Origin of the sequence: Cryobacterium sp. MP_M3 (assembly GCF_015752155.1) — a bacterium.
Lineage (GTDB): Bacteria > Actinomycetota > Actinomycetes > Actinomycetales > Microbacteriaceae > Cryobacterium.
The window spans coordinates 32,961-57,690 of the sequence record NZ_JADOVI010000005.1; the positions used below are offsets into that span (position 1 = coordinate 32,961).

Consider the following 24,730-nt stretch of genomic DNA (forward strand, 5'->3'; position numbering starts at 1 on the left):
CCGCCACCGATTGCTCACAAACTACAACCCGTCCGGGCGAATGCGACAGGGACTCCTACGCTGGAAGCATGGAAGCTCGAATGCCCACGATGACGCAACCGATCCTCACTGTCACGATCAACCCGGCCCTGGACGTCAGCACGTCCACCGAACGAGTGATCAGCGATCACAAGATGCGGTGCGGCGCGTCCCGCCTCGACCCCGGCGGCGGCGGGGTCAACGTGGCCAGGGTGGTGCAGCGGCTGGGCGGCCAGGCACTCGCGATCTACACCGCCGGCGGGGCCACCGGGCAGGCGTACCGGCATCTCATCGAGGCCGAGCGCATCCCGACCCTGGTGGTGCCGATCCAGGGCAGCACCAGGGAGAGTTTCACGGTCGACGAGTCAACCACCGGGAAGCAGTTCCGGTTCGTGCTGCAGGGCCCCGAGCTGAGCGAGCCGGAGTGGCGGGCCTGTCTCGCGCTCATCGCGGACTCGATGCCGGCGGGCGGCTATGTGGTTGCCAGCGGCAGCCTGCCCCCGGGGGTGCCGGACGACTTCTACGCCCGGGTCGCCCGCCTGGCCCGTGCGCGGGGTGCGCGCTGCATCGTCGACGCCTCGGGGCCGGCACTCGCGGCCGCGCTGGCCGAGGGCGTGTTCCTGGTCAAGCCGAGCGGGCGCGAGCTTGCGGCGCATGTCGGCGCGGTCCTCGACAGCGAGCAGAGTCAGGTCGACGCGGTCGCCTCCCTCGTCGCCGACGGTTCGGCGGAGTTCGTGGCCCTCACCCTCGGCGGCGCCGGCGCCGTGCTCGCCTCGGCGAGCGGGGTCATCCGCCTGCCGGTGCCGAAGGTCGACGTGGTGAGCACGGTCGGCGCCGGCGACAGTTTCCTGGGCGCGTTCGTGCTGCGGATGGCGCAGGGCCAGGACACGGATGCGGCGTTCCGCGCGGCCGTGGCCGCGGGAAGCGCGACGGCCATGACGCCGGCGACGGAGTTGTGCCACCGGCACGACGTCGAACGGCTGGAGGCCCTGCTGGCGGCCGTACCGGTCTGACCCGGGGCAGGTCGGCTGCCGGGGCCGCCCAGGTCAGTGATCCGGGCGGGCCCGGCTCGGCTGCACCCGAGGCGGCTCCCCCGGCATCTTTGGGAAGTCCGGCGGGAACGGCAGCTCGCCGAGGCCCGCCTCCCGGTCCCGGTCCCACCAGCCGAGCAGCAGGTCGATCGTTCCGGGATGATCGTGCATCCGCGCCCAGGGGTCGCCGGTGCTGCGCAGCCGATCCGGCACGGTGGCGACGGTGTGGTCCCGGGGATCGGCGTTGCCCAGCTCATCCCAGTCGAGCGGGCAGGACACAGGCGCGTGGGCGAGCGGCCGCGGGCTGTAGGCGCCGGCCATCGTGCGGTCCCGGTTCGCCTGGTTGAAGTCGACGAACACCCGCTCGCCCCGCTCCTCCTTCCACCAGTTCGTCGTGACCTGGCGCGGCATCCGGCGTTCCAGTTCCCGTGCGGCCGCGATCACGGCGTGCCGCACGTCCAGGAACTCATGGGTCGGGGTGATCGGCGCGAAGACGTGCAGGCCGCGGTTCCCGGATGTCTTCACGAAGGCGGTGAGGCCGGCCTCCCCGAGCACCGACCGCAGTTCGACCGCGGCCGTGACGGCATCGCCGAACCCGGTGCCCGGCTGCGGGTCGAGGTCGATCCGCAGCTCGTCGGGGTTGTCGGGCAGCCCGGCGCGCGAGGCCCACGGGTGGAACACGACCGTGTTCATCTGCACCGCCCAGACCGCTGCGGCGGGTTCGTCGAGGACCAGTTGCGGATGCGACCGTCCGCTCGGGAAGACGACCGTCACCGAGCGCACGAAGTCGGGCGCACCCCGCGGCGGGTTCTTCGAGTAGTACTGGTCGCCCTCGACGCCGTCCGGGAACCGCTGCAGGGTCACCGGCCGGTCGCCGTTGGCACGGATGAAGGCGGTGCCGACATCGATGATGTAGCGGGCAAGGTCCAGCTTGGTGGTCCCGGTCTCCCGCCAGAGGATCCGGCCGGGGCTGGAGAGGCGCACCTCGCGGTCGCCCTGCGGTCCGGGGACGGTCAGGAGCACGGCATCGGTTCCCATGCGGACAACCTAGCGGGATTTGCGCCGCCCGCTACCAGCCTGTTCGATCCCGGCAATCAGCAGGTCAGTACCAGTTGACGCTCTCGGAGTGCGCCCACGCCCCGCAGGGGTTTCCGTACCGGGCTGCGATGTAGCCCAGTCCCCAGTCGATCTGGGTCGCGGCGTTCGTGCGCCAGTCGCTGCCGGCCGACGCCATCTTGCTGCCGGGAAGGGACTGCGGGATGCCGTAGGCCCCGCTGCCGGCGTTGTAGGCGTCGGCTCGCCAACTGGATTCCCGGTTCCACAGCGACACCAGGCAGCTGAATTCGCCCTGGCTCCACCCGCGTGCGGACACGGCCGAGGAGGCGTAGGCACGTGCCGCTGCCGGATCGACGACAACGCCGGGTGACGGCGCGGTACCCGAGCCCCCGGTTCCGGTCCCCGCGCTTCCGGGCCCCCCGCCCTGGCCGGCCGCGGCCTGCGCCGCGGCTGCTGCCCGTGCCGCTTCCGCCTGCTGCTTCTTGTAGGCCTCGTCCGCGGCGACCCCGGCCAGATAGGAGCGTTCAGTTTCCGCCGTGGAGTTCTTGAGGCTGGCGAGCTGGGCGACGAGCACGTCGGCCGTCGCGGTCTGCACGGCCAGCTGCTCATCGGCGGCGCGCTGGGCGGTCACCGCCGCGGAAGCCCGGGTCTGCGCGACCCTGGCCAGTCGGTCCCGCTCGGCGGCGGCCGCCGCCGCGGCCTTCGAGGCGCTCTGGACCACGTTGGCCTGCGTCAGGGCCCGCTGCTGGATGCCGGCGGCCGTCTCGCCGAGGCGTGTCGTCACGCCCAGCTGGTAGAGCAGGTCGGCCCCGCCGTCGGCAGACAGGAGCAGCCGGGTGACGACGCCGCCCGATCCGGCCCGGTAGAGCTGCGCCCCGATCCGGCCGAGCTGATCGTCTGCCGCGGACGCTTTGTCCGAGGCGACGGCCAGTCGGGCGGAGAGCGCGGCGGCGCGCGCGGCGGCCGTGCCCGAGTCGGCCTGGGCCGTGGCGGCCGCCTCGTTGGCGACGATGGCCGCATCGCCGAGGCTCGCGGCCGTGGCCTCCAGACCGGACAACAGGGCGGTGATCCGCTCGACCGCGGCCTGGGTCGTTGCCGTGGTGCTCCGGGCCGCCTCGACATCCGCCCAGCTCGGGTAGGTCTCGTCGGCCCGGGCCGGAGCCGACAGGGACAGGGCGCAGAGGGCGACGAGGGCGGCCACGCAGAGCGGTGTCGTGCGCACGCGTCTCCCCCGGGTTCTCGTCGAGCGGTTGCTGTCGAGTCTAGTTCGGCGCCGGTGCGGCCCACGGCTGCCCCGGCGCCGAAGCGGTGGCCGGCCCGCTCTGGGGCCGGCCACCGTCGCTCACACGACGAGCGCCAGGCGCCGGTCGACCCGGAGGCCGTCGCCATCGACGGAGACGGTGACCACTCCCCCGGACACCAGGTCGCCCGCGACCAGCAGGTCTGCGACGCGGTCGTCGAGCTCACGCTGGATGACCCGGCGCAGCGGCCTCGCCCCGTATTCCGGCTGGTAGCCGTGGGTCGCGATCCAGTCGACGGCCTCGTCGGTGACCGTGATGCCGATCCCCTGGTTGTGGAGCCGGGCCTCGGTCTGGCCGAGGAGCAGCCGCACGATCCGGTGCAGCTGCGGCTGGTCGAGCTTGCGGAACAGCACGATCTCGTCGATCCGGTTGAGGAACTCCGGCCGCATGGCCTCGCGGAGCTTGCCCATCACCCGGTCACGGAGCGCCTTCTCCGAGCCGAAGCCGTTGCCGGCCCCGTCCGTCTCGGTGGTGAAGCCCAGGGCCCCGCTGCGGCTGGCCAGGATCTCGGAGCCGAGGTTCGAGGTCATGATCACGACCGTGTTGCGGAAGTCCACCGTTCGACCCTGGCCATCGGTGAGGTGCCCGTCGTCGAGCACCTGCAGCAGCAGGTTGAACACGTCGGGGTGCGCTTTCTCGATCTCATCGAGGAGCACGACCGAGTACGGGTTCCGCCGCACGCGTTCGGTCAGCTGCCCTGCCTCGTCGTAGCCGACGTAGCCGGGAGGAGCGCCGACGAGCCTGCTCACCGTGTGCCGCTCGCTGAACTCGCTCATGTCGAACCGCAGCATGGCGTTCTCGTCGCCGAAGAGCGACTCCGCGAGGGCCTTGGCGAGCTCGGTCTTGCCGACGCCGGTGGGCCCGAGGAACAGGAAGCTTCCGACGGGCCGGCCTGCGTCGCCCAGGCCGGTGCGGTTGCGTCGCACGGACTTCGCGATCACTGTCACCGCGTCATCCTGCCCGACGACCCGCAGGTGCAAGTCGTCTTCGAGCCGGGCCAGGCGTTCGCGGTCGCCGGCGGTGAGCCAGCTGGCCGGGATGCCCGTCGCCCGGGCGATGATCTCGGCGATCTCGGGCTCGCCGACGACGGCGTCACTCTGCGGCGGCACGGATGCCCGGCCGGTGTCGGCCGTTTCGATCCGCTCCTGCAGGGTGTCGGCCTCATCACGCAGCCTCGATGCCTCCTCATACTGTTCGGCGGCCACCGCGTCGGTCTTGGCGGACTCGAGGGCCGCCAGCCGCTCCCGCAGCCCGGCCAGGTCAGGCCGGGAACCGAGCTTCAGGCGCAGCCGGGCGCCGGCCTGGTCGATCAGGTCGATGGCCTTGTCCGGCAGGAACCGGTCGGGGATGTAGCGCGCCGACAGTTCGACGGCGCTCCGGATAGCCTCGGCCGTGTACCGCACGCCGTGGTGCTCCTCGTACCGGTCCTGCAAACCCGTGAGGATCTGCACGGCGTCGTCGATGCTCGGCTCGCCGACCCGAACGGGCTGGAACCGGCGTTCGAGCGCCGGGTCCTTCTCGACCGTGCGGTATTCCTTGAGGGTCGTCGCTCCCACCACGTGCAATTCGCCGCGGGCCAGGCGCGGCTTGAGGATGTTGCCGGCATCCATCGCCCCGTCGCCGGCCCCTCCCGCTCCGACCACGGTGTGCAGCTCGTCGATGAAGACGATGAGCTGGTCGGTGCGCGCGCTGATTTCGTCCATCGTCTTGGTCAGTCGTTCCTCGAAGTCGCCGCGGTACCGGGTGCCGGCGAGCATGGCGGGCAGGTCGAGCGCGATCACGCGCTTCTGCCGCAGCTGCTCCGGGACCTTCCCATCGACGATGGCCTGGGCCAGCCCCTCGACGATCGCGGTCTTGCCGACCCCGGCCTCGCCGATCAGCACGGGGTTGTTCTTGGTGCGGCGGGACAGGATCTCGATGGTCTGGTCGATCTCATCGGCCCGGCCGATGACCGGGTCCAGCTTGCCGTCGCGGGCACGCTGGGTGAGGTCGGTGCCGTAGAGCTCAAGCATCGGGGTCTCGGATTCCGCGGCCGCTTCGGTTCGCTCACCGGCCTGCTGGCCGTCCTCCGCCGCGCGGGCACCGGACTGCAGGGACTCCTGGGTGACTCCGGCTGCGGCCAGCACCTGGCCGGCCGGGGAATCCTGATTCACCACGAACGCGAAGAAGAGGTGTTCGGGGTCGATGTAGGTCGAGCCGAAGGCGCGGGCGACCTGGTGCGCATCCAGCAGCGCGCGCTGCGCCGACGGGGTCAGCGAAGGGTCGGCGTCGGGGCGCAACTCGGACTTCTCCGGGAGGCGCTGCTCGGCGGCCTTGGCGATGGCGCCCGGATTCGACCCGGCTCGCCGGATCGCCCCGGCGGCAGGCTCCTCCACCGCCAGGACCCGGAGGATGTGCAGCACATCGACGTCGGAGTGGCCGTGGTCGATGGCGTACCGGGCAGCCTGGGCGAGCACCTCGTGGGTGCGGCGGCTGAGCAGCCGGGTGATGTCGATGGGACGCGCCGACTGGACGGCGCGCTGGCCCTGCAGGTAGCGGGCGATGAACTCGTCGAACGAACCGCCGTCTGACCCTGCGGGACCAAGGAATGTAGGCATGTGACCTCCTGATGGTGAAACTTGAGTGTCCTTGACTCAACTTAACGTGGGCATCCTGATTTCATTCCCGGGGTTTCCCGTGAGTCAGCCGTGACGCCCGGATCGGGCCAGGCCGCCGGAGAATGTGGTGGACTGGGCAGACCTGCTCGAGACCGGAGACCTGCCCACGATGAAGCTCACCGACATCACCCCGCCCGCGCGGAGCTTTTCGCGCTGGCTCACCGAGGAGGAGATCGGCCAGGTCCTCGCCAGCGACCGAGGCTGGCGACTCGCCCCCGATGGCAGCGTCATCGCCGGCAAGCTGCGCAAGACGACCATCGCCGCATCGCTGACCGACCTCGGCGCGGCGGCCCTGGCCAACCGATGGACGAGCCGGGCCGCCGCGCCGGGCAGCGACGGCAGCGGCCCGACCCACATCATGTGGGGCGTGTTCAATGCGCGCACCGATGCCGACATCGCCGCCGCCATCGCCGGGCGGTCCTGAGTGATGACCGCACGGTCCTCCGACCGCGGACAGGCCCCAACCGCCCTCCCCCGCACATTCGGACGCTGGTTGCTGGGCGCGTTCCTGCTCCTGGCCGGGATCAGCCACCTGAGCTGGAACCGGGAGGCGTTCCTGGCCCAGGTGCCGCAGTGGCTGCCGTTGGGCGGAGACTTCGTCGTGATCGCGTCCGGCCTGGTCGAGATCGCCCTGGGCACCGCCCTGCTCGCCCTGCCCCGATGGCGCGTGCCGGTGGGCTGGGTCGTCGCCGCGTTCTTCCTGGCCGTCTTCCCCGGCAACATCTCCCAGTTCGTCACGGGCACCGACTCGTTCGGGCTCAACTCCGACCTCAGCCGGGGCATCCGGCTGGCCTTCCAGCCCCTGCTGGTGCTCTGGGCCCTGTGGTCCACCGGTGCCTGGCAGGCCTGGCGGTCGGCCCGGTCGGCCCGGCGCCGCTGAACCGGGCTCCCAGTCCCTTGTCAGGATCCCGGATACCCCATGGGGTATCCTGAACGGGACAGCTGAACGAGAGGGAACATCGAATGTGCCGAGCAGTGACGTGTAAGAAGTGCGGAAAGACAACCTGGGCCGGGTGCGGACAGCACGTCGACCAGGTGATGCGGGGGGTTCCGGGCGCGCAACGCTGCCGCGGGCACGAGAACGAACCGTCCCCCAAGGGATTCTTCGCCCGGCTGTTCTCCGGCAGCTGAGCCGACCGCGGCGCCCGCCCGCGGCGCCCGCCCGACGGAGCGCCGAGCCGGAATCAGTAGTCGCTGGCCGGCGACCCGGACTTCTCGGCATGCTTGAGCCTGAGCACGGCCAGGTCGATGCTCACGAACACCTCGGTGCGGGCGGCCCGCCGATCCTCGTAGTCCGGGTCGCGGTCGTCGATGGCGAGCCGCACCAGCTTCGCTGACACCGCGGCCCTGATCTCGTCGCTCGCGGCCCGCTGGGCCCGCTCGACGATGCGGGCAACGTGCCGGTCGTCCTCGGCGACCGCCCGCAAGGCGATCGACAGCCGTTCGTGCACCCGACGCCGGAGCCGGAGCTGGCTGATGTCCGCGTGCTGGTCCTCGGTGAGATCGGTGGTCCACCGGGACCTGGTCAGTGCCTTCCGGAGGCGGCGCACCCGCCGGGCGTAGGAGTCGTTCTGGCGGATGAGCACGTCCAGTTCGTTCCGGGCGGCGTCCGCATACGTTTCGGGATCGTAGTCGGCGTGCTCTCTGAGCGCGCCGATGATGATCTCGTTCTTGACGGCCATCCGCACGGCCGACAGCGCGATGAAGAGGCCTTCGTCGACCATCGTGCTGACCTTTGACACGTCACTTCCTCACCCGATGCACTGAGCCTACCGGGAGGCACGCCGGCTCTCCACAGGGCTGGCGCGCCTCCAGGCTCACCCTGCCGCGGAGACCGGGGACGACAACGGGGTGATGTAGGAGTACCCGGTGCTGGTGTTCTTGGTCATCGACAGCACGAGTTCCATATGCGGCTCGAGGGCGGTGACCTTGTCGAGCGGCGAACCCACGATGAGCTGGAACCCCAGGCCCTTCCAGGCGGCCACCGCCCGGCCGGCGAACTCTGAGTCGGACTTGACGAACCCCTCGTCGAGGAAGACCGGCGCGAAGCGCGGCCGGGTGCGGCTCTCGTCGCCGAGCTGGAACCGGAGGGCCGCGCCGACGACGAATGCGACCAGCTCCTGGGACTCGCCGCCGCTCTTGCCGCCGAGGGAGGAGTACGTGCTGACTTCGTCCCCGTCGGGGGTGATCCTGACCGCGGTGATCTCCACGTGCTTGCGCACGTCCAGCAGCAGGTCCCGCGGTGACTCGGTGCGGGTGCCACCCTCCGGCCGGCGAATCCGGCCCATGAACGCCTGCAACCGGGCGAACCGGCTCTCCGTTTGTTCGTCACTGAAGTCCTCGGTGGACCCGGAGGAGAGCAGCTTGAGCTCCGTGCGGAACGCCGCCTGGTCGTCGCGGTGGAGCCGGCGCAGGGAGATCCGCAGGCGGTCCCTGCCCGCGCCGAACGGCAGGGTGGTGAGGATCTCATTGATCGGCTGCAACCGGTCCTCGATCTCCTCGATGGCGGTGCTGAAGGCACCGATCAGCGGCACGAGGTCCTGGCCGCTCCAGGCCGAGAGCCGCCGCTTCCATTCCTGGCGCCGCTCGTGCAGGCCCAGCGTGTAGACGGCATCGAGGATGTCCCGGTAACTCGTGTACGAATCGAGCGACACGCCGATGTTCGGGTCGGGCCAGCGGGCCTGGAAGTTCTCGAAGATGCGCAGCAGGGAGTCCCGTGCGCTCGCGGCGTTGCCCCGGTCCTGAACGGACTGTTCGGTGAGTCGTTCGCGCAGCCGCTTCACCCCGTTCTCGAACGCGGCGAGGTCGCCCTCGTCTCCGACGGCGGCGAACTGGGCATCGAGGTGGGCGGAATGCTCCTCCGTGAGGGTGACGGATGCCGTGGCCGCCATCCGGTCCAACCGCACGCTCACGGCATCCTGCCGGTCGACGATCTCGGTCTGTTCGGCTCGGAGCAGCGCGGCCCGGGCGTCGGCGGAGTGCTTCTGTTTCTGGGCGGCGTCGAGTTCGGCGCCAAGGCGCTCCTCCTCGTGGCCGAGGGCGCGGAGCACGTCGCTGTCGGCCAGCACCCGTTCCGACTCGGCTTCCTTGTCCCGGATCCGGGATTCCGCGGCGGCGACGTCGATGGCCGGCCAGGCGGTGTCGAGCACGAACCGGTGGGCGCTGCGGAGGTCCTGGTGCGCGGCCAGGCGGGCGGCCAGGGCGGAGGCCTCCGCAGCGAACGCGTCCGCGATCCCGGTCAGCCGGTTCAGCTCGGCGGCGATCTCGTCGAGCCGGGCTCGGCTGGAGAAACCGATGATCGACTTCTGGTCGGCGTTCCAGCCGTGGGCCCCGCGCGTGCCGTTCCGGTTCTGGCCGCTCATCGTCACCCGCGGCCCGTCGCCGGCGAGGTCGGCAGGAGTGGCGACGCAGAGGGCGTCGAGGTTCGACGCCCGCGCCCGGTCCTGTACCCAGCCGCTGAACGGGGAGTCCTTGAAGACGAGCTTGCCGGAGACGAAACGCGGGTCGCCGGCCACGTCGCGGTGCTCCCGGAGCTTCACTCCTTCGAAGTGGATCCGCACCGGGATCCGGAGAGGGTCGATGGCTTCGCCGAGGGCCCGGAGGCGCGTCTCGTCGACGAGCATGACCCGCACGACGGAGGCCAGGGTCACCTCGGCGGCCTGGCGCCACGCCTCCTCGCCCGGCGCGACGTCGATGAGCTCGGCCACGAAGGGCAGCTCGGCGGCCGGGATCCCGGCTGCCTCGGCGATCATCAGCCGCGCGTTGTGCAGGTGCTGCGGAACCAGGCTCTGCCGCCCGGTCAGGAAGTCCCGTTCCTGTTTCACAGCGCGGATCTGCTCCTCGACCGGATAGGACCGGCGCTGGAGGGCCAGGCGTTCCGCGTCGAGGTCCTTCTCCGCCGCGTCGAACCGGGCCAGGAAGTGCCGGGCGGCACCCTGCGCCAGGCTGAAGTCGTGCGGGCTGTCGATCGGGGCGGCCAGGGCCCGGCTGCGCTCGACGAACCGCGCCCGTTCCGCTGCCACGTCGTCGCGCTTGTCCCGGAGCAGGCCGAGCTCGCTCTGCAGGCTGGCGAGGACGTCGCCGCCGTTCTCCCGCTGCTGGTGCTGGATGCCGGCGATCCTGGCCTTGAGGAGCGTCTCGGCGTCGCGCGCCTGGGTCAGCGCCACCTGGTTCTCGCGCCGCTCGGCCCCGTTGGCGTCGGCGGCTCCCTCGAGCAGGCCCCGTTCGGTCTGCAGTTGCCAGAGCACGAAGGGCGTGTCGCCGGTGCGGTGCACCCCGAACCTGTCGACGAGGTCGGCCTTCTCGGTCGACGTCTCGTAGATCTGGTGCAGGCTGGGCAGACGTTCCAGCACGCGGGCTTTCTGGGCCTCGGTGACCATGGCCCCATACGAACGTTCGAGGTCCTCGAAGTGGTCGACCGCCTTGTCGGCCGCGGCGTAGGTCGCGGGTTCCTCGAGCACCATGGACTTGTAGAGACCGTCCACGGTCTTGACCTGCTGGCCGGCCTGGATCCGGGCGAGCAGGCGGAGCGCCTTCCCACCCTCGCCATTGGCGCCGATCCCGAGCCGGGTGTACAAGGTCTGGGCGAATGCCGCGTAGGTGTCGAAGACGGCCAGCTCGGGGAAGCGTGCCTTCATGGCCCGTTTGTCGAACCGGGACTCGGTGACCTCCGACAGCTCGCGCAGGTCGAACGCGCCGTCGGTGGTGGCCATCTTCATGGTGATGTCGGCGAACTTGTTTCCCCCGCGGGGCACGAAGTAGGCGCGCAGCACGGTGAAGCGGCGCTGGTTGTCGTCGATGAAGGTCATCGCCACCGCACCCCAGGTGGAGGCGTCCGCGCCGCGCAACACCTGGTCCTGCAGTTGGCCGGTCCCTGCCTCCCGGTTGGAGTCGGTCTTGCCGCGGAGGTAGGTCATCAGGTTGCGCTGGTCGACGCTGCGCGCCCGGCCCGAGCCGGCATCGTTGGACGCCCCGTTGAAGGGGGTGTCCGAGGGCATCATCAGCGCGAGGTACGCGTCGAGCAGGCTGCTCTTGCCGGTGCCGGACGCACCGGAGACGAGGGTGGACTCCCGGGCGAAGGCGACCTCGTGGTGGCCGTGGAAGCCACCCCAGTTGACCATCTGGAAGGACTCGGCGCGCCACTGGGTGGTGCCCTCGGTGAGTCCGTCCACGTAGAACAGAGGGGAATCGCTCATCGGCTGGCCTCCAGGTTGGACTCGGTGATCTCGTCGAGGGTGACCGGCAGATCAGGCAGGGTGACGCCGTCGGACAGGGCGTCGTCGGGCAGGGCGGCGGCGTCCGGCACGCCGGGCTCGTCACCGTTCTGCACGGCCAGCCACTGCAGCAGTTCGCCCAGCCGCTCAACAGGCAGGAGCACCTCGATCACCGCGGAGATGCGGAACCGGTCGGAATCGCTCGTCTTGAGCAGCACCCGGGCCTTGACGAGGCTCTCCACCGCGGCGGCGGCCCTGCGGGCGTCGCCGGAGCGGTCTGTGGCGTGCTCGGGCCGGAAGTGGGCCACGTTGTCGACCAGGTTGTCACGGTCGACGATCACGATCTCGTGGCCGTTGGCCCGCTCGCTGCGGAACCGCTGCCGCAGCAGCACGAGCAGGATGGTCTCCTCCCGGGTGTAGGAGACGTCGTGCAGGAGGGTCGGGAACCGATCGCCGCCCTCGGCCACGGCCTGCCTCTTGAACGCCACCTCGTAGTGCCGGTCCACGTGCAGGTCGAGGAAGACGTCATTGAGGCGCGACTTGAGCAGGCCCTCCGACTGCAGGAGGGTGCGCCACTCCGCAGGCTGGAGGGCCGCGGAGATGTACCGGTGCTTGAGCAGCAGCACAAGGGTTCGGCGCTGGTCGAGGGTGAGCCCGCCCTCGTCGCCCTCGAACAGGGAGAAGCTGTGCGCGTCGCCCTCCTGCCGCGGCTCTTCTTCGGCGGCGCGGTCGTCGGTCCAGGCGTCAGTCATCATCGGGTCCATAGTTCAGGGCGGACAGCGCCGCCGTTTCGTCATCGTTCAGGATGATGCGGGGCACCTCGAAGCGGCGGCTGGAGCCGTCGGGACGCACGGTTTCGAGCGTCTCGACGGTGCCTGCCCGGTGCACGGCGTCGACCTGGGTGGCGATCTGCAGCATCCCGAGGATCTCAACCGGGCGGCGCATACTCGCGGCGAGCTCGTTGAAGGCGTCGCCGACGGATGCCGCCCCGCCCCGGCCGAAGGCGCTCACCAGGGCGTCGCGCATCTCGCCGAGGCGCGGTCCGCCTTGCTGGCGCAGCTCGTCGAGACTCGGCGGCGCCGGCGCGTCGTCGGTGACGTCCTCGAGCGCGGGCGGGGGGCGGTGCAGGGCGGGGTCGTAGAAGCGTTCCCGGAGGTGCTCGACCTCGAGCGTGCCCGGCATGAGTTCGGCGGTGACCGTGCTGCGTGGTCCGGCGGTCAGCATCCAGGTCGCGAGTTCCCTGTTGATGTCGCGGAGGAGGCGTTCCAGTTCGCGGTCCTTCACGACGTCGTGGTTGACGATGTGTTCCCGCAGCGTGGTGGTGAGCCCGTTCCGCTGGGTCAGCACGTCGTCGATGCCCTTGCGGATCAGGCCGACGGTTCCCATCAGCCCGCGACGCTCGGCGGCGCTGAGTTCGAGGGCGAACGGGTGCAGCAGGATGGTTTCGAGGTCGTTCTTCAGGTCGGCGAGGAGCGAGTCGTTGCGCAGGAGGGTGAAGGCCCCCTCGAAGGCGCGACCCTCCGGGGTCGACGACATCAGCGCATCCGTCTTCGACAGGTACTCGTCGAGCACCTCGCCGATCGGGCGATCCTCGTTGCGGAAGTCGTTGACGATCTGCCGGTGCATCCCGGCGACGGATTCCTCGACGCGTTTGAAGTCGCTCGGCAGCGCCGTGATCAGGTCGACGAGGTTCGCGTAGCCCTCGTGCATCGCCTCGTTCGACACGGCGGCGATCTCGCCGCCTGCGGCGAGCCGGTCACGCTCGCCCTGTTTCTCGGCGATCTCCTGGTCCAGGCGACGGATGCGTTCCGCCCGGTCGGGGTTGGCCTGCGTGGCACGGTGGCGCACGGTGTCGACGATGGTGGTCAGGCGGGACTCGCTGATCAGAGCGCGGTCACGTGACAGGCCCTCGACCAGGAGCAGGGCCTCGAGGGCGTGCGAGGTGAGCGAATACTGCTCCTCGTCGCCCTCCCCCGACTCCCGGTAGAGCCACTGGTCGTTCATCCATTGCACGCAGAGGGCGCGGCCGTTCCTGCCCGGCACCTCGCTCTCGATCGAGCGGAGGTCGGCGAGGTAGGCGTCGACCTGGGCGTGCAGTCGCTCGGCCGGAACGCTGCGGCGGTCCCTGCTGAAGGACGACTTGAACACGGCGAGCACGAACGGGGCCCACTTGCGGTCCAGCAGGCGAAGGGTGGGTTTGTCGAACGCTTCGCGTACCCGCGCCAATTCACCCGCAATTTCACTCATCCTGCCACCGATTATCCCATCACCGGCTGCCGGCCGGAGGACCGCCGGTAGCGTGGAGGAATGAGCAGCTCAGCCCTGACCCCCAGCTACATCGAACCCGGCCAGGCTTTCGACCGGGACACCAACTACATCGAGGACCGGATCACCCGGGGCACCCTGGGCGACTGGCCGGTGGAGCCCGGCCGGTATCGGCTGGTGGCGGCCAGGGCCTGCCCCTGGGCCAACCGGACGACGATCGTGCGCCGCCTGCTCGGACTCGAAGGGGTGATCTCGCTCGGCCTCCCCGGCCCCACCCACGACAAGAACAGCTGGACCTTCGACCTCGACCCCGGCGGGATCGATCCGGTCCTCGGGATCGAGAGGCTGCAGCAGGCGTTCTTCACGCGTTTTCCCGACTACCCGCGCGGGATCACCGTGCCGGCGATCGTCGACGTTCCCACCGGAATGGTCGTCACCAACGACTATCCGCAGATCACCCTCGACCTCGAGACGGAGTGGGTGGAGCACCACCGGGCCGGCGCCCCCGCCCTGTACCCGGAGGCGCGACGGGCCGAGATCGACGAGGTGGCCCTGGTCATCTTCCACGATGTGAACAACGGCGTCTACAAGTGCGGTTTCGCCGGCAGCCAGAAGGCCTACGAGCGGGCCTACCACGCGCTGTTCGCCCGCCTGGACTGGCTGGAGGAACGCCTGGCCGGGCAGCGCTACCTCGTCGGCGACACGATCACCGAGGCGGACGTCCGCCTGTTCACCACCCTCGTCCGCTTCGACGCCGTCTACCACGGTCACTTCAAATGCAACCGCAACAAGCTCAGCGAGATGCCCGTGCTGTGGGCGTATGCGCGGGACCTGTTCCAGACCCCCGGGTTCGGCGACACCGTCGATTTCGAGCAGATCAAGCAGCACTACTACCTCACCCACCGCGACATCAATCCGAGCGGGATCGTGCCCCAGGGGCCGGATGCCCGCGGCTGGCTCGAACCGTCCGGGCGCGAGGCGCTTGGCGGTCGCCCGTTCGGCGCCGGCACAGCTCGGGGCCCGCCCGTGGACGCCGAGCGGGTGCCCGCTCTCTAGTCACGACCCCGTCATGCCCGGTCGGGGCCGACGCCGGGCGTCACAGTCGTCTGGCCTGCCGGCCCGGTCGGTATTCTGGGGGCATGAAGATGCCCGCGCTCGCCGCCCTCACCCTGCTGGGAGCGCTGGCCCTGACCGGCTGCGCCGCCGGAACGACCAGCCCGGCCGTCGGCCCGGCCCCCACGAGCACGGGATCGGCATCCGCCGCGCCGGGCGGCTCCTGCGCCGGGGTGAACGTCGTGGTGGACTTCGGCCCGCTCGACGAAGCCACCATCACCGACTGCGCGGCCACCGGCGACGCGGCGACCGTCCCGGCGAGCCAGCTTGTCGCGGCCGCCGGGGCCACAACCGAGGGCACCGCGCAGTACGGCGACCAGGTGGTCTGCCGGGTCAACGGTCGCCCCGCCGCCGACGAGACGATCACGGTCGACGGCGCGGCGCCGTTCACCGAATCGTGCCAGGGCATGCCCGCGGCCGCGGCGTACTGGGCGCTCTGGATCAAGCCGTCCGCCGACGCGGACTGGGAATACGCGCAGGAGGGTCTCGGCTCCCTGCAGCTGAAGCCCGGCCAGTCCGTCGGCCTCGTCTTCACGACCGGCACCGAAACGCCCACACCCGGCAGCTAGTGTTCCGTTTCCGGCCGGCTCCCCTGCGCGCCGCGGCGTTCCTCGCCGTGGGCTTCGTGCTGTTGCGGGCGGGCTACCGGGTTCTCTTCGCCGGGGCGTCCGGTCCCGGCCTCCTGCTGCTGGACCTGCCGAGGATTCCGCTGGCCGGGCCGTTCAGCCAGATCGCCCTGCTCGGGCCGGTCACCGCCGGCGGCCTGGCCAATGCCGCCCTGAGCGCCCTGCCGGTCGCGGCGTTGATCCTCGTCTTCGGGGTACTCAACGCCGTGCTGGACGTGAGCCGGCTCTTCGCCCGCGGTGCCGGGCGCGGCCCGCTGCGCACGGTCTCCCGTGCCCTGGTGATCGCCTGGGCGACGTTCCCGGCCCTGCTCGATTCGGTCATGCGCGTGCGGGTGGCCGGCCGGCTGCGCGGCGGCGAGCGGTCGATCCCGGCCCTGCTCGTTCCCGTCTTCGAACAGACGATCGAGCGGGCCCTCGCCCTCGCCGCCTCGATGGAGACCCGCGGCTTCGCCGCCGCGCACGTCGTCGACGGGGCCTGCGAGAGGCCGGTCGTGATGACGGATGCCGCGCTCGGCTTCGACGACCCGCAGGCGGACGAGCCCGAACGCGGGCCCGACGGCCAGGACGACTGGCACCTCGCCGACCTGAACCTCGAGTTCGCGCCGGGCACACTCACCGTGATCGCCGGGGCGACCGGGTCGGGCAAGAGCAGCCTGCTGCACAGCCTGAGCGGCCTGTTCCAGCACTTCTTCGAGGGCCGCCAGGCAGGCCGGATCACCGTGGGCGGCGCCAACCGCGCCGGGACTCCCCCGCGCGACACCGCCGGTTTCGTCGGGGTGGTCAGCCAGAACGTGCGGCTCTCCTTCGTGGCCGAAAACGTGCGGGACGAAATCGGCTTCGCCCTGGCCGTGCGCGGCGTGGCCGCCGTCATCGTCGACCAGCGGGTGCGGGAGATCGCCGGCCGGCTGGGCATCGGGCATCTGCTGGGCCGGCCGGTGCACGCACTGTCGGCGGGAGAGGCAAGCCTGGTGGCCATCGGCGCCGCCCTGGCCTCCCGGCCGATCCTGCTCCTGGTCGACGAGCCGCTGGCCGACCTGGACGCCCCGGCCCGGGTGCGCGTCTGCGGGCTGCTCGAGCGTCTCGCCCACGAGTCGGGGGTCTGCGTCGTCGTCGCCGAACACAACACTCGCGAGTGGACGGGCGCGGCGGATGCCTGGCTCGAGTTGCGCGGCACCCGGGCGCACCGGCTCGAGGCCGGTGAGGTCCCCGGCACCGCGCCGGCCGCCGGTCCGGCCGGCCTCGCGCCGGCGATCCCCGCCGAGCGGAAGCACGCAGCACCGGGGGCGCCGCTCGCGAGCATCCGTCACCTGAGCGTGCGCCGCGGGTCCGATCTGGTGGTCGACGACGTGTCGCTCGAGATCGCGTCCGGCGACGTCATCGCCCTCGAAGGCCCCAACGGTGCCGGCAAGTCCAGCCTGCTCGCGGCGCTGGCCCTGCCCGTTGCGCGCGGGACCGTGTTCGTCGCCGGGCGGGACGTGGCGGCGCTCCGCCCCGGGGACCGCCGGGCTGCGGTGGCGCTGGTGCCGGAGCACGCCGACGACCTGCTCTTCTCGACCACGGTCGCCGAGGAGTGCCGCCGGGCCGACCGGGCCGTGCGCCGCACCGAAGCCGCCGGCGATGCGCAGCCCACCGCGGCCCGGTTCGCGGGACTGCTCGGTCTCGACCTCGCCTCCGCCCGGCATCTCCTGCGCCGGCACCCGCGCGATCTGTCGGCCGGCGAACGGCTCTGCCTCGTCATCGCGATCCAGCTCGCGGCGGCGCCGTCGGTGCTGCTGGTCGACGAACCGACCCGCGGGCTCGACCCGGGGGCCCGGGCGCTCGTGGGCGCCGCACTGCTCCGTGCCGGGCGCACCGCCTCAGCCGTGGTGTTCGCCACCCACGACCGGGACTTCGCTCGCACCCTCGCCACGCGCACGATCTCGATGCAGGCCGGCCGCGTCGCGAACGGGCCGCTGGTGGGGGCACCGTGATCGGCGCGGGCGGGCGCTGGACGTCCGGGATCCTGGTCGGCGGCAGCATCCTCGCCGCCGCGGGCTTCGCCTGGCCCCTCTTCGCCGCCGCCGTGCCCCGGGACGCCCAAGCGGCCGTGCCGATCGTGGCGTTCGCGCTGGTCCCGGCGCTGGTCGTGGCGCTCGCCCTGACGCTCGACCGGGAGATGTACACCGCGAAGACCGTCGCCCTGCTCGGCGTGCTGTCGGCGGTCGGCGCCGCGGTGCGCATCGCCGGCACCGGGGTGGGCGGGGTGGAGGCCGTGTTCGTCCTGCTGGTACTGGCCGGCCGGGCCTACGGCGCCCGGTTCGGCTTCCTGCTCGGGCTGCTGACCATCGCGGTGTCCTCGATGCTCTGGGGCGGCTTCGGCCCGTGGACACCGTTCCAGATGTTCGCCTGCGGCTGGGTCGGCGCCGGCGCGGGCCTGCTGCCGCGCGTCGGCCGCACCGGTACGGGGGCGGGCCCGGGGAGCCGGCTGGAGGCACGGCTCGAGATCGCGCTGCTGGCCGGCTACGGCATCGTCGCGTCCTACCTGTTCGGCCTGGTGATGAACCTCTGGTTCTGGCCGTTCGCGGTGGGCGGCGGCACCGGGATCTCCTACGCCGCGGATGCCCCGCTGGGCGACAACGTCGCCTCCTTCACCCTGTACACGCTGGTGACCTCGACCCTGACCTGGGACACCGTGCGCGCCGTCACCACGGTCGCGGGGATCGTGCTGGTGGGCCCGGCCGCGCTGTCCGCGCTGCGCCGGGCCCGGTTGTCCGGCACTAGACCGAGAAGTACTTCGCCTCGGGGTGGTGGAACACGAACGCATCCGTCGACTGCTCCGGGTGCAGCTGCAGCTCCTCGGACAGGACCACGCCCATCCGCTCGGGCCTGAGCAGCTCGACCACCTTGCGGCGGTCCTCCATCTCCGGGCAGGCCGGGTAGCCGAGCGAGAAGCGGGCGCCACGGTATTCGAGCTTGAACATGCCCGCCACATCCTTCGGGTCCTCCGCACCGAGGCCGAGTTCGTCCCGCACCCTGGCGTGCCAGTATTCGGCGAGGGCCTCGGTGAGCTGCATGGTCAGGCCGTTGAGCTCCATGTAGTCGCGGTACTTGTTCTCGGCGAACAGTTTCGCGGTGACCGTGTCGACGTTCGCCCCGGCGGTGACGAGCTGGAGGGCGACGACATCCGTCTGCCCCGACTCCCGGGGGCGCACGAAGTCGGCCAGGCACAGGTGCCGGTCGCGGCGCTGCCGCGGGAAGGAGAAGCGGAGCCGCTCGGTGCCGACGACTCCGCCGGAGCCTCCGTCGGGCGCGAGAAGCCCCGGCACGCCGAGCACACCGGACCGGTCGTCGCCGTGGTGCAGGATGACGAGGTCGTTTCCCTCGCTGTAGGCAGGGAAGTATCCGCAGGCGACCGAGGCGTCGAGGATTCCCTCGGCGAGGATCCGGTCGAGCCAGTAGCGCAGCCGCGGCCGGCCCTCGGTGTCGACGAGTTCCTGGTAGCTCGCGCCGTCCTCGGCGCGGCTGGGCTTGAGGCCCCACTGCCCCATGAAGGTCGCCCGCTCGTCGAGGAACGCGGAGTATTCGGCCAGGGCGATGCCCTTGACGATCCGGGTGCCCCAGAACGGCGGTGCGGGCACCGGGTTGTCCGCTGCCACGTCGGAGCGGACGGGCATCGCGTCGGGCTCGGTCACGGTGAGCAGGTTGCGTTTGTGGATGCGCTTCTTCAAGGGCGGCAGGCCCACGGATGCCGGGTCCGCGCCGCGCGCGATGGCCACCAGCGGCTCCATCAGGGCCAGGCCCTCGAAGGCGTCCCGCGCATACCGGACCTGCCCCTCGAACAGCCCGGCCAGGTCCTCCTCGACGTAGGCCCGGGTGAGGGCCGCCCCGCCGAGGATCACCGGCCACTTCTTCGCCAGCCCGCGCGCGTTCAGCTCGAGCAGGTTCTCCTTCATCACCACGGTCGACTTCACCAGCAGGCCGCTCATCCCGATCACGTCGGCGTTGTGCTCCTCGGCCGCGGCGATGATCTCGTTGATCGTCTTCTTGATCCCGATGTTGATCACGTCGTAGCCGTTGTTGGTGAGGATGATGTCGACGAGGTTCTTGCCGATGTCGTGCACATCGCCGCGCACGGTGGCCAGCACCATGGTGCCCTTTCCGGCCGCCGTCGACTTCTCCATGTGCGGCTCGAGCAGGGCGACCGCGGCCTTCATCACCTCGGCCGACTGCAGCACGAACGGCAGTTGCATCTCGCCGCTGCCGAACCGGGCGCCGACGACCTGCATCCCGGCGAGCAGGTGCACGTTGACGATGTCGAGGGCGCTCATCCCGCCGGCGCGGGCGAGGTCGAGGTCGGCCTCGAGGCCCTTGGCCTCCCCGTCGATGATGCGGCGCTCGAGCCGTTCGCCCACCGGCAGGGCGGCGAGTTCGGCGGCGCGTTCGTCCTTCAGCGCGGCGGAGTCGACCCCAGCGAACAGGTCGAGCAGGGCGGCGAGCGGGTCGTAAACGAGGTTGCCCTCGGCGTCGTATTCCCGGCGGTCCCAGACGAGATCGAGCGCCACCTTGCGCCGGTCATCCGGCACGGAGGCCAGGGGCACGATCTTGGCCGAGTTGACGATGGCGGAGTCGAGCCCGGCCTCGGTCGCCTCGTGCAGGAACACCGAGTTGAGCACAGAGCGGGCGGCGGGGTTCAGGCCGAACGACACGTTGGAGACCCCGAGGGTGGTGTGGATGCCGGGGTACCTGGCCTTGATCTGCCGGATGGCGTCGATCGTCTCGATCCCGTCCCGGCGGGTCTCCTCCTGGCCGGTGGCGATCGGAAAGGTGAGGGCGTCGACGATGATGTCCTCGACCCGCATGCCCCAGTCGGTCACGAGGGTGTCCACCAGCCGGGAGGCGATGCGCACCTTGTGCTCCGCGGTGCGAGCCTGGCCCTCCTCGTCGATGGTGAGGGCGATCACCGCGGCGCCGTGTTCCTTGACCAGCGGCATGATCCGGCCGAAACGCGATGCCGGGCCCTCGCCGTCCTCGAAGTTGACCGAGTTGACGACCGGGCGGCCGCCGATGAGTTCCATCCCGGCCTGCAGCACCGCGGGCTCGGTCGAGTCGACCACCAGCGGGAGGGTGGAGGCGCTGGCGAGCCGGGAGACGACCTGGCGGATGTCCGCGACCCCGTCGCGGCCGACGTAGTCGATGCACACGTCGAGCAGGTGGGCGCCCTCGCGCACCTGGGCGCGGGCGATGTCGACGCAGTCGTCCCACCGTTCCTCGAGCATGGCGTCCCGGAAGGCCCGCGACCCGTTGGCGTTGGTGCGCTCCCCGATCGCCAGGAAGGCGCTGTCCTGGTCGAAGCTCACGTGCTGGTACAGGCTGGCGACGCCGGGGTCTTCCTCGATCGTGCGCGGCGTGATGGGGGTGCCGCGCAGCCGGTCGACGACGGCCTTCATGTGGGCGGGGGTGGTGCCACAGCATCCGCCGACCAGGGCCAGGCCGAATTCCTTGACGAATTGCTCGTGCGCGGTGGCCAGCTGGTCGGGCGTGAGCGGGTAGCTGGCGCCGGTGGCGGTCAGCATGGGCAGTCCGGCGTTGGGCATGCACATCACCGGCACGTGCGAGTACCGGGAAAGGTGGCGGAGGTGTTCGCTCATCTCGGTCGGCCCGGTCGCGCAGTTGAGGCCGATCGCGTCGATGCCGAGCGGTTCCAGCGCGGTGAGGGCCGCCCCGATCTCGCTGCCCATCAGCATGGTGCCGGTGGTCTCGACGGTCACTTCGACGAAGATCGGCAGCCGGATGCCGGACTCGGCGATCGCCTGCTTACACCCGTTCACGGCGGACTTGGTCTGCAGCAGGTCCTGGGAGGTCTCGATCAGGAAGGCGTCGGCGCCGCCGCGGATCAGGCCGATGGCCTGCTCGGCGAACGTCGCCTTGAGGTGGGCGTAGGTGGTGTGGCCGAGGCTCGGCAGCTTGGTGCCCGGGCCCATCGAGCCGAGCACCCAGCGCATCCGGCCGTCGCGCGCCTCGTAGTCGTCCACGCTCTTACGGGCGATGGCCGCGCCGAGGCGGGCGAGCTCCTCGATCCGGTGCTCGATGTTGTAGTCGGAGAGGTTCGACCAGTTGGCGCCGAAGGTGTTGCTCTCCACCGCGTCGATGCCGGTGTCGAGGTAGGCCCCGTGGATCGCCTCGATCATGTCGGGGCGGCTCACGTTGAGGATCTCGTTGCAGCCTTCGAGCTGCTGGTAGTCCTCCAGGGTCGGGTTGTGCTCCTGCAGCATCGTGCCCATGGCACCGTCGGCGATGACGACCCGGTGCTTCAGCGCGTCGAGCAGCGCCTGCGCCCGTTCAGGCCGCACGGCGGCCGTGAAAGTGCTGTGCCGCTCGCCGGCCTGGTCACGAGGTTGCGTCATCGGCCCAGCTTAACCGGGCCGGGCCCGGCCGGTCCCCTCATTACGCCGGGCGTCCGGGCCGGCGTCCGGTCAGTACCAGCCGGCCGACTCCGAATGGTCCCAGGCGCCGCACGGGGTGCCGTAGCGGCCGGCGATGTAGCCCAGGCCCCAGGTGATCTGGGTGGCCGGGTTGGTCTGCCAGTCGGCGCCGGCCGACGCCATCTTGCTGCCGGGCAGCGCCTGGGGGATGCCGGTGGCCCCACTCGACGAGTTGTAGGCGTTCACGTTCCAACCGGACTCCCGCGCCCAGAGGCTGACGAGGCAGCCGAACTGGTCGCCGCCCCAGCCGTACTGGGCCATCATCAGGTCGCGGGCGATGGCCTGGGCGCCGCTCGGGTCGGTCGGCGCGGACGGGCGGGACGGGGCGGACGGCGCCGCCGACGCCGCGTTCGCGGCCTCCGCGGCTGCGGCCGCCGCGGCCGCCGCCTGGGCCTCGGCAGCCGCCTGAGCTGCAGCGGCAGCGGCAGCCGCTGCAGCCGCTGCCTGCTCGGCGGCGATCCGGTCGGCCTCCGCCGTCGACGCCTGAACGGTCGCCGATTCGGCCTTCGTCAGATCGACGAGCTCGAAGACCCGCTCGGGGGCCAGCAGCGTGAAGTGCGTGAGGGAGGCGACGGAGGCGGCGAGGGCGCTGGCATCCGTCTTCCCCGCGGCCGCGGCCATCACGACGACCGCTTCGTTCAGCGCTCCCCTGGCCTTCGCCGCGGCATGGGCGGGGACGACGCTGTCGTAGGCGACCAGCTGGTCAGGGTGCACACCGGTGCTCTCGGCGAGGTCGCGCGTGGCCTTGATGCGCAGGTCCTGCGCCGCCGCGACGGATTGCATGACGAATCCCGTCCCGACGACGGCGGTGACGAGGAGGAACGCGCCGGCCGCGAGGATGCGCTTCCGATCCTGGCGGCGATGCGCGTCCCGGCGACGGCTGAGACCGTCTCCGGGGGTATTGATGGACGGGAAGGACGACATTTTCTTGATCCGGGGCATGACTTTCACAGTGCGAATCGCTCGTGCACAGGCGCCAACGGTTCTGGTTCGATGAGCTCAGGCGGGGTCCCGCCCGGGCGAAGCTGCAAGAATGCCCTCGCTTACTGGAAGAATCCTCATTTTCCACTGGCAAAGTACTGGCAGGCGGGGGTGTCTGCCGGCGGCGTGGTCACCCCGGGAACACCGCTCTCATGGTGCAATGGTGGTGATGTCACTCCGCACCGCACCCCCGCACCGGTTCGTCTATTCCCCCGACGGCATGCAGCTCGCGACCTACGAATTCGGCGACCCTGCGGCCCCCACAGTGGTCGTTGTGCACGGTTTCGCGTCGAGCGCCGTGGCTAACTGGCATCTGACCGGCTGGACCCGAGACCTGACCCGGGCCGGGTTCCACGTGGTCGCGATCGACCAGCGCGGCCACGGGGCCAGCGACAAACCGCATTCCGCGGCCGCCTACACGATGGAGATCCTCGTCACAGATGTCCAGCGGGTTCTCGACGCCTATCTGCTCGATGAGGTGGACTACGTCGGCTATTCGCTCGGGGCGCGGGTCGGCTGGCAGGCCGCCCGCGAGCTGGAAGGACGCGTCCGGCGCACGGTGCTCGGAGGCATTCCCGACGGCGATCCGCTGCGTCGTTTCCAGATAAAGGATGCCCGGGCGCACATCGAGCACGGCACCGAGGTCGACGACCGGCTCACCGGCGCCTACCTGACCATGGCCCGCGCAGTGCCCGGCAACGACCTGAGGGCGCTCGTCGCCCTGGTCGAGGGGATGCGCGGAGGCTCGCAACCGGGGGCGGAGAACGCCCCGGCCCAACCGCTCCTGTTCGCAACGGGAAGCGAAGACCGCATCCTCGAGGCGTCGCGGGCGCTCGCCCTCGCCGCCCCGGATGCGGCCTTCTTCGAGATCCCGGGCCGGAACCACTTCAACGCACCGACGGCGCGGGCGTTCCGGGAGGCCGCGATCGGATTCCTCAGCGGCCCCGGAGCACCCGCGTCATCTCGCTGATGCCGCGCGGCTGAGTCAGTACCAGCCGACGGACTCCGACTTGTCCCAGGCTGCGCACGGGGTGCCGTAGCTGCCCGAGATGTAGCCCAGGCCCCAGGTGATCTGGGTGGCCGGGTTGGTCTGCCAGTCGGCGCCGGCCGACGCCATCTTGCTGCCGGGCAGCGCCTGAGGGATGCCCGCGGCCCCGCTCGAGGCGTTGTACGAGTTGACGTTCCAGCCGGATTCCTTGTTCCAGAGGCTGACGAGGCAGCCGAACTGGTCGTCGCCCCAGCCGTACTTGGACATCATCAGGTCACGGGCGATGGCCTGGGCACCGCTCGGGTCGGTCGGTGCGGACGGGCGGGACGAGGAGCTGGTCGACACCACGGTGGCCTTCGCGGCCTTCGCGGCCTTCGCGGCCTTCGCGGCCTCTGCCTCGGCAGCGGCGGTCGCGGCCTGTTCGGCGGCCACGCGGTCCACCTCCGCGGTGGCGGCCTGCACGGCGGCGGTCTGGGCCTTGGTCTCGTCGACGAGGTCGTAGACCCGGTCGGGAGCCAGGAGCGTGTAGTGGGTGAGCGACGCAACCGAGACGGTCAGCGCCGCGGCATCCGACTTGCCCTGGGCCGCCATGATCACGGTGTTGGCTCCGTCCAGGGTGCCCTTGGCGGCCTGGGCGGCCTGGGCATGGGCGATGCCGGCGTAGGCGCCCAGCTGCTCGTGATGGCGCCCGGTGCTTGCGGCGAGTTCAGCCGTGGCGTCGACGCGGTCGTTCGACGCGGCCGACGCGGACTGGATCACGGCGCCGGTTCCGATCGTCGCCCCGACGGCGACGATGGCGCCGGCCAGGAGGAAGCGGCTGCGGCGCTGACGCGGCTTCCGCGGGCGGGTCGAGCCTTCATCGGAGGTACGGGTGGACGTGGGGGAATCAAGCGAGGAAGAAATAGGCAATCCCTTTTCAACACGAATCGCCCGGGCCCCCGCGCGTCATCAGGCAGGTGCGGAGCGATTCTTGTCCGGCAGCCGCGGGCAGGGGTGCGCGCGGGCGAAGTTCCCAGTCTG

The 24,730-nt window shown here is 71.1% G+C and carries 18 protein-coding genes; 8 read left to right on the plus strand and 10 right to left on the minus strand.

The features are described 5' to 3' along the window. Window positions 1-89: 89 nt before the first annotated feature. On the plus strand, window positions 90-1,031 hold the full coding sequence (locus IWX89_RS07575) for a 1-phosphofructokinase family hexose kinase (protein WP_231383038.1): 942 nt from the start codon (window positions 90-92) through the stop codon (window positions 1,029-1,031). Window positions 1,032-1,064: 33 nt separating this feature from the next. Here the strand turns inward: IWX89_RS07575 and ligD are convergent, their stop codons facing one another. From ligD to IWX89_RS07590, 3 genes are all read right to left on the minus strand, one after another. Then, window positions 1,065-2,087: a non-homologous end-joining DNA ligase gene (gene ligD / locus IWX89_RS07580; protein ID WP_196902962.1), complete on the minus strand. Its 1,023-nt coding sequence runs from the start codon at window positions 2,085-2,087 to the stop codon at window positions 1,065-1,067. Window positions 2,088-2,151: 64 nt separating this feature from the next. After that, window positions 2,152-3,327 (minus strand): hypothetical protein, encoded by a 1,176-nt coding sequence (locus IWX89_RS07585; protein WP_196902963.1) that lies wholly within the window; start codon window positions 3,325-3,327, stop codon window positions 2,152-2,154. Window positions 3,328-3,447: 120 nt separating this feature from the next. Continuing rightward, on the minus strand, window positions 3,448-6,003 hold the full coding sequence (locus IWX89_RS07590; RefSeq protein ID WP_196902964.1) for an ATP-dependent Clp protease ATP-binding subunit: 2,556 nt from the start codon (window positions 6,001-6,003) through the stop codon (window positions 3,448-3,450). A 127-nt stretch (window positions 6,004-6,130) separates the two neighbouring features. Between IWX89_RS07590 and IWX89_RS07595 the strand changes: the two genes are divergently transcribed. After that, entirely contained in the window at window positions 6,131-6,487 is a 357-nt protein-coding gene (locus IWX89_RS07595) for a hypothetical protein (protein ID WP_196902965.1), read from the plus strand. Window positions 6,488-6,490: 3 nt separating this feature from the next. Next, window positions 6,491-6,943: a hypothetical protein gene (locus tag IWX89_RS07600; protein ID WP_196902966.1), complete on the plus strand. Its 453-nt coding sequence runs from the start codon at window positions 6,491-6,493 to the stop codon at window positions 6,941-6,943. 304 nt (window positions 6,944-7,247) lie between these two features. On the opposite strand, the gene IWX89_RS07605 is transcribed toward IWX89_RS07600, so the two are convergent. The 4 genes from IWX89_RS07605 to IWX89_RS07620 all read right to left on the minus strand — a co-directional run bounded on the left by IWX89_RS07605 (window position 7,248) and on the right by IWX89_RS07620 (window position 13,523). Continuing rightward, the gene (locus IWX89_RS07605; protein WP_196902967.1) at window positions 7,248-7,805 is read right to left on the minus strand and encodes a hypothetical protein; all 558 of its coding nucleotides are present in this window, start codon (window positions 7,803-7,805) and stop codon (window positions 7,248-7,250) included. 75 nt (window positions 7,806-7,880) lie between these two features. Further along, a complete protein-coding gene (locus IWX89_RS18865; RefSeq protein WP_196902968.1) occupies window positions 7,881-11,258 on the minus strand; it encodes an ATP-binding protein in 3,378 nt (1,125 codons plus the stop codon). Continuing rightward, window positions 11,255-12,028, minus strand: coding sequence for a DUF4194 domain-containing protein (locus tag IWX89_RS07615; RefSeq protein ID WP_196902969.1), 774 nt, complete (start codon window positions 12,026-12,028; stop codon window positions 11,255-11,257). The genes IWX89_RS18865 and IWX89_RS07615 overlap by 4 nt, the downstream gene beginning before the upstream one ends. Next, on the minus strand, window positions 12,021-13,523 hold the full coding sequence (locus IWX89_RS07620; RefSeq protein ID WP_196902970.1) for a DUF3375 domain-containing protein: 1,503 nt from the start codon (window positions 13,521-13,523) through the stop codon (window positions 12,021-12,023). Before IWX89_RS07620 ends, IWX89_RS07615 begins: the two co-directional genes overlap by 8 nt. Window positions 13,524-13,583: 60 nt before the next feature. On the opposite strand from IWX89_RS07620, the gene IWX89_RS07625 reads away from it, so the two are divergent. The 4 genes from IWX89_RS07625 to IWX89_RS07640 all read left to right on the plus strand — a co-directional run bounded on the left by IWX89_RS07625 (window position 13,584) and on the right by IWX89_RS07640 (window position 18,149). Further along, window positions 13,584-14,597, plus strand: coding sequence for a glutathione S-transferase family protein (locus IWX89_RS07625; RefSeq protein WP_196902971.1), 1,014 nt, complete (start codon window positions 13,584-13,586; stop codon window positions 14,595-14,597). A gap of 83 nt (window positions 14,598-14,680) precedes the next feature. Further along, window positions 14,681-15,223, plus strand: a complete 543-nt coding sequence (locus IWX89_RS07630) for a hypothetical protein (RefSeq protein ID WP_196902972.1) — start codon at window positions 14,681-14,683, stop codon at window positions 15,221-15,223. Then, entirely contained in the window at window positions 15,223-17,250 is a 2,028-nt protein-coding gene (locus tag IWX89_RS07635; RefSeq protein WP_196902973.1) for an ATP-binding cassette domain-containing protein, read from the plus strand. The genes IWX89_RS07630 and IWX89_RS07635 overlap by 1 nt, the downstream gene beginning before the upstream one ends. Next, on the plus strand, window positions 17,247-18,149 hold the full coding sequence (locus IWX89_RS07640; RefSeq protein WP_196902974.1) for an ECF transporter S component: 903 nt from the start codon (window positions 17,247-17,249) through the stop codon (window positions 18,147-18,149). The genes IWX89_RS07635 and IWX89_RS07640 overlap by 4 nt, the downstream gene beginning before the upstream one ends. On the opposite strand, the gene metH is transcribed toward IWX89_RS07640, so the two are convergent. Together metH and IWX89_RS07650 are read right to left on the minus strand one after the other, a co-directional pair. Next, complete coding sequence (gene metH / locus IWX89_RS07645; protein WP_196902975.1) at window positions 18,037-21,663, minus strand: methionine synthase; 3,627 nt, start codon at window positions 21,661-21,663, stop codon at window positions 18,037-18,039. The genes IWX89_RS07640 and metH overlap by 113 nt on opposite strands. A gap of 69 nt (window positions 21,664-21,732) precedes the next feature. After that, window positions 21,733-22,683 carry a lytic transglycosylase domain-containing protein gene (locus tag IWX89_RS07650; RefSeq protein ID WP_231383039.1) on the minus strand — a complete coding sequence of 317 codons (951 nt, stop codon included), beginning with the start codon at window positions 22,681-22,683 and terminating at the stop codon, window positions 21,733-21,735. A 208-nt stretch (window positions 22,684-22,891) separates the two neighbouring features. On the opposite strand from IWX89_RS07650, the gene IWX89_RS07655 reads away from it, so the two are divergent. After that, on the plus strand, window positions 22,892-23,692 hold the full coding sequence (locus IWX89_RS07655) for an alpha/beta fold hydrolase (RefSeq protein WP_196902976.1): 801 nt from the start codon (window positions 22,892-22,894) through the stop codon (window positions 23,690-23,692). A gap of 15 nt (window positions 23,693-23,707) precedes the next feature. Here IWX89_RS07655 and IWX89_RS07660 read toward each other — a convergent pair whose 3' ends face one another. After that, window positions 23,708-24,619 carry a lytic transglycosylase domain-containing protein gene (locus IWX89_RS07660; protein ID WP_196902977.1) on the minus strand — a complete coding sequence of 304 codons (912 nt, stop codon included), beginning with the start codon at window positions 24,617-24,619 and terminating at the stop codon, window positions 23,708-23,710. Window positions 24,620-24,730: the final 111 nt, after the last annotated feature.

Excerpts from the sequence above, each read along its gene's own strand:
- IWX89_RS07615 (WP_196902969.1), bottom strand. The coding sequence starts at position 12,028 with ATGACTGACGCCTGGACCGACGACCGCGCCGCCGAAGAAGAGCCGCGG.
- IWX89_RS07655 (WP_196902976.1), top strand. The coding sequence starts at position 22,892 with ATGTCACTCCGCACCGCACCCCCGCACCGGTTCGTCTATTCCCCCGAC.
- metH (WP_196902975.1), bottom strand. The coding sequence starts at position 21,663 with ATGACGCAACCTCGTGACCAGGCCGGCGAGCGGCACAGCACTTTCACG.
- IWX89_RS07590 (WP_196902964.1), bottom strand. The coding sequence starts at position 6,003 with ATGCCTACATTCCTTGGTCCCGCAGGGTCAGACGGCGGTTCGTTCGAC.
- ligD (WP_196902962.1), bottom strand. The coding sequence starts at position 2,087 with ATGGGAACCGATGCCGTGCTCCTGACCGTCCCCGGACCGCAGGGCGAC.
- IWX89_RS18865 (WP_196902968.1), bottom strand. The coding sequence starts at position 11,258 with ATGAGCGATTCCCCTCTGTTCTACGTGGACGGACTCACCGAGGGCACC.
- IWX89_RS07575 (WP_231383038.1), top strand. The coding sequence starts at position 90 with ATGACGCAACCGATCCTCACTGTCACGATCAACCCGGCCCTGGACGTC.
- IWX89_RS07630 (WP_196902972.1), top strand. The coding sequence starts at position 14,681 with ATGAAGATGCCCGCGCTCGCCGCCCTCACCCTGCTGGGAGCGCTGGCC.
- IWX89_RS07650 (WP_231383039.1), bottom strand. The coding sequence starts at position 22,683 with ATGCCCCGGATCAAGAAAATGTCGTCCTTCCCGTCCATCAATACCCCC.
- IWX89_RS07620 (WP_196902970.1), bottom strand. The coding sequence starts at position 13,523 with ATGAGTGAAATTGCGGGTGAATTGGCGCGGGTACGCGAAGCGTTCGAC.
- IWX89_RS07625 (WP_196902971.1), top strand. The coding sequence starts at position 13,584 with ATGAGCAGCTCAGCCCTGACCCCCAGCTACATCGAACCCGGCCAGGCT.
- IWX89_RS07600 (WP_196902966.1), top strand. The coding sequence starts at position 6,491 with ATGACCGCACGGTCCTCCGACCGCGGACAGGCCCCAACCGCCCTCCCC.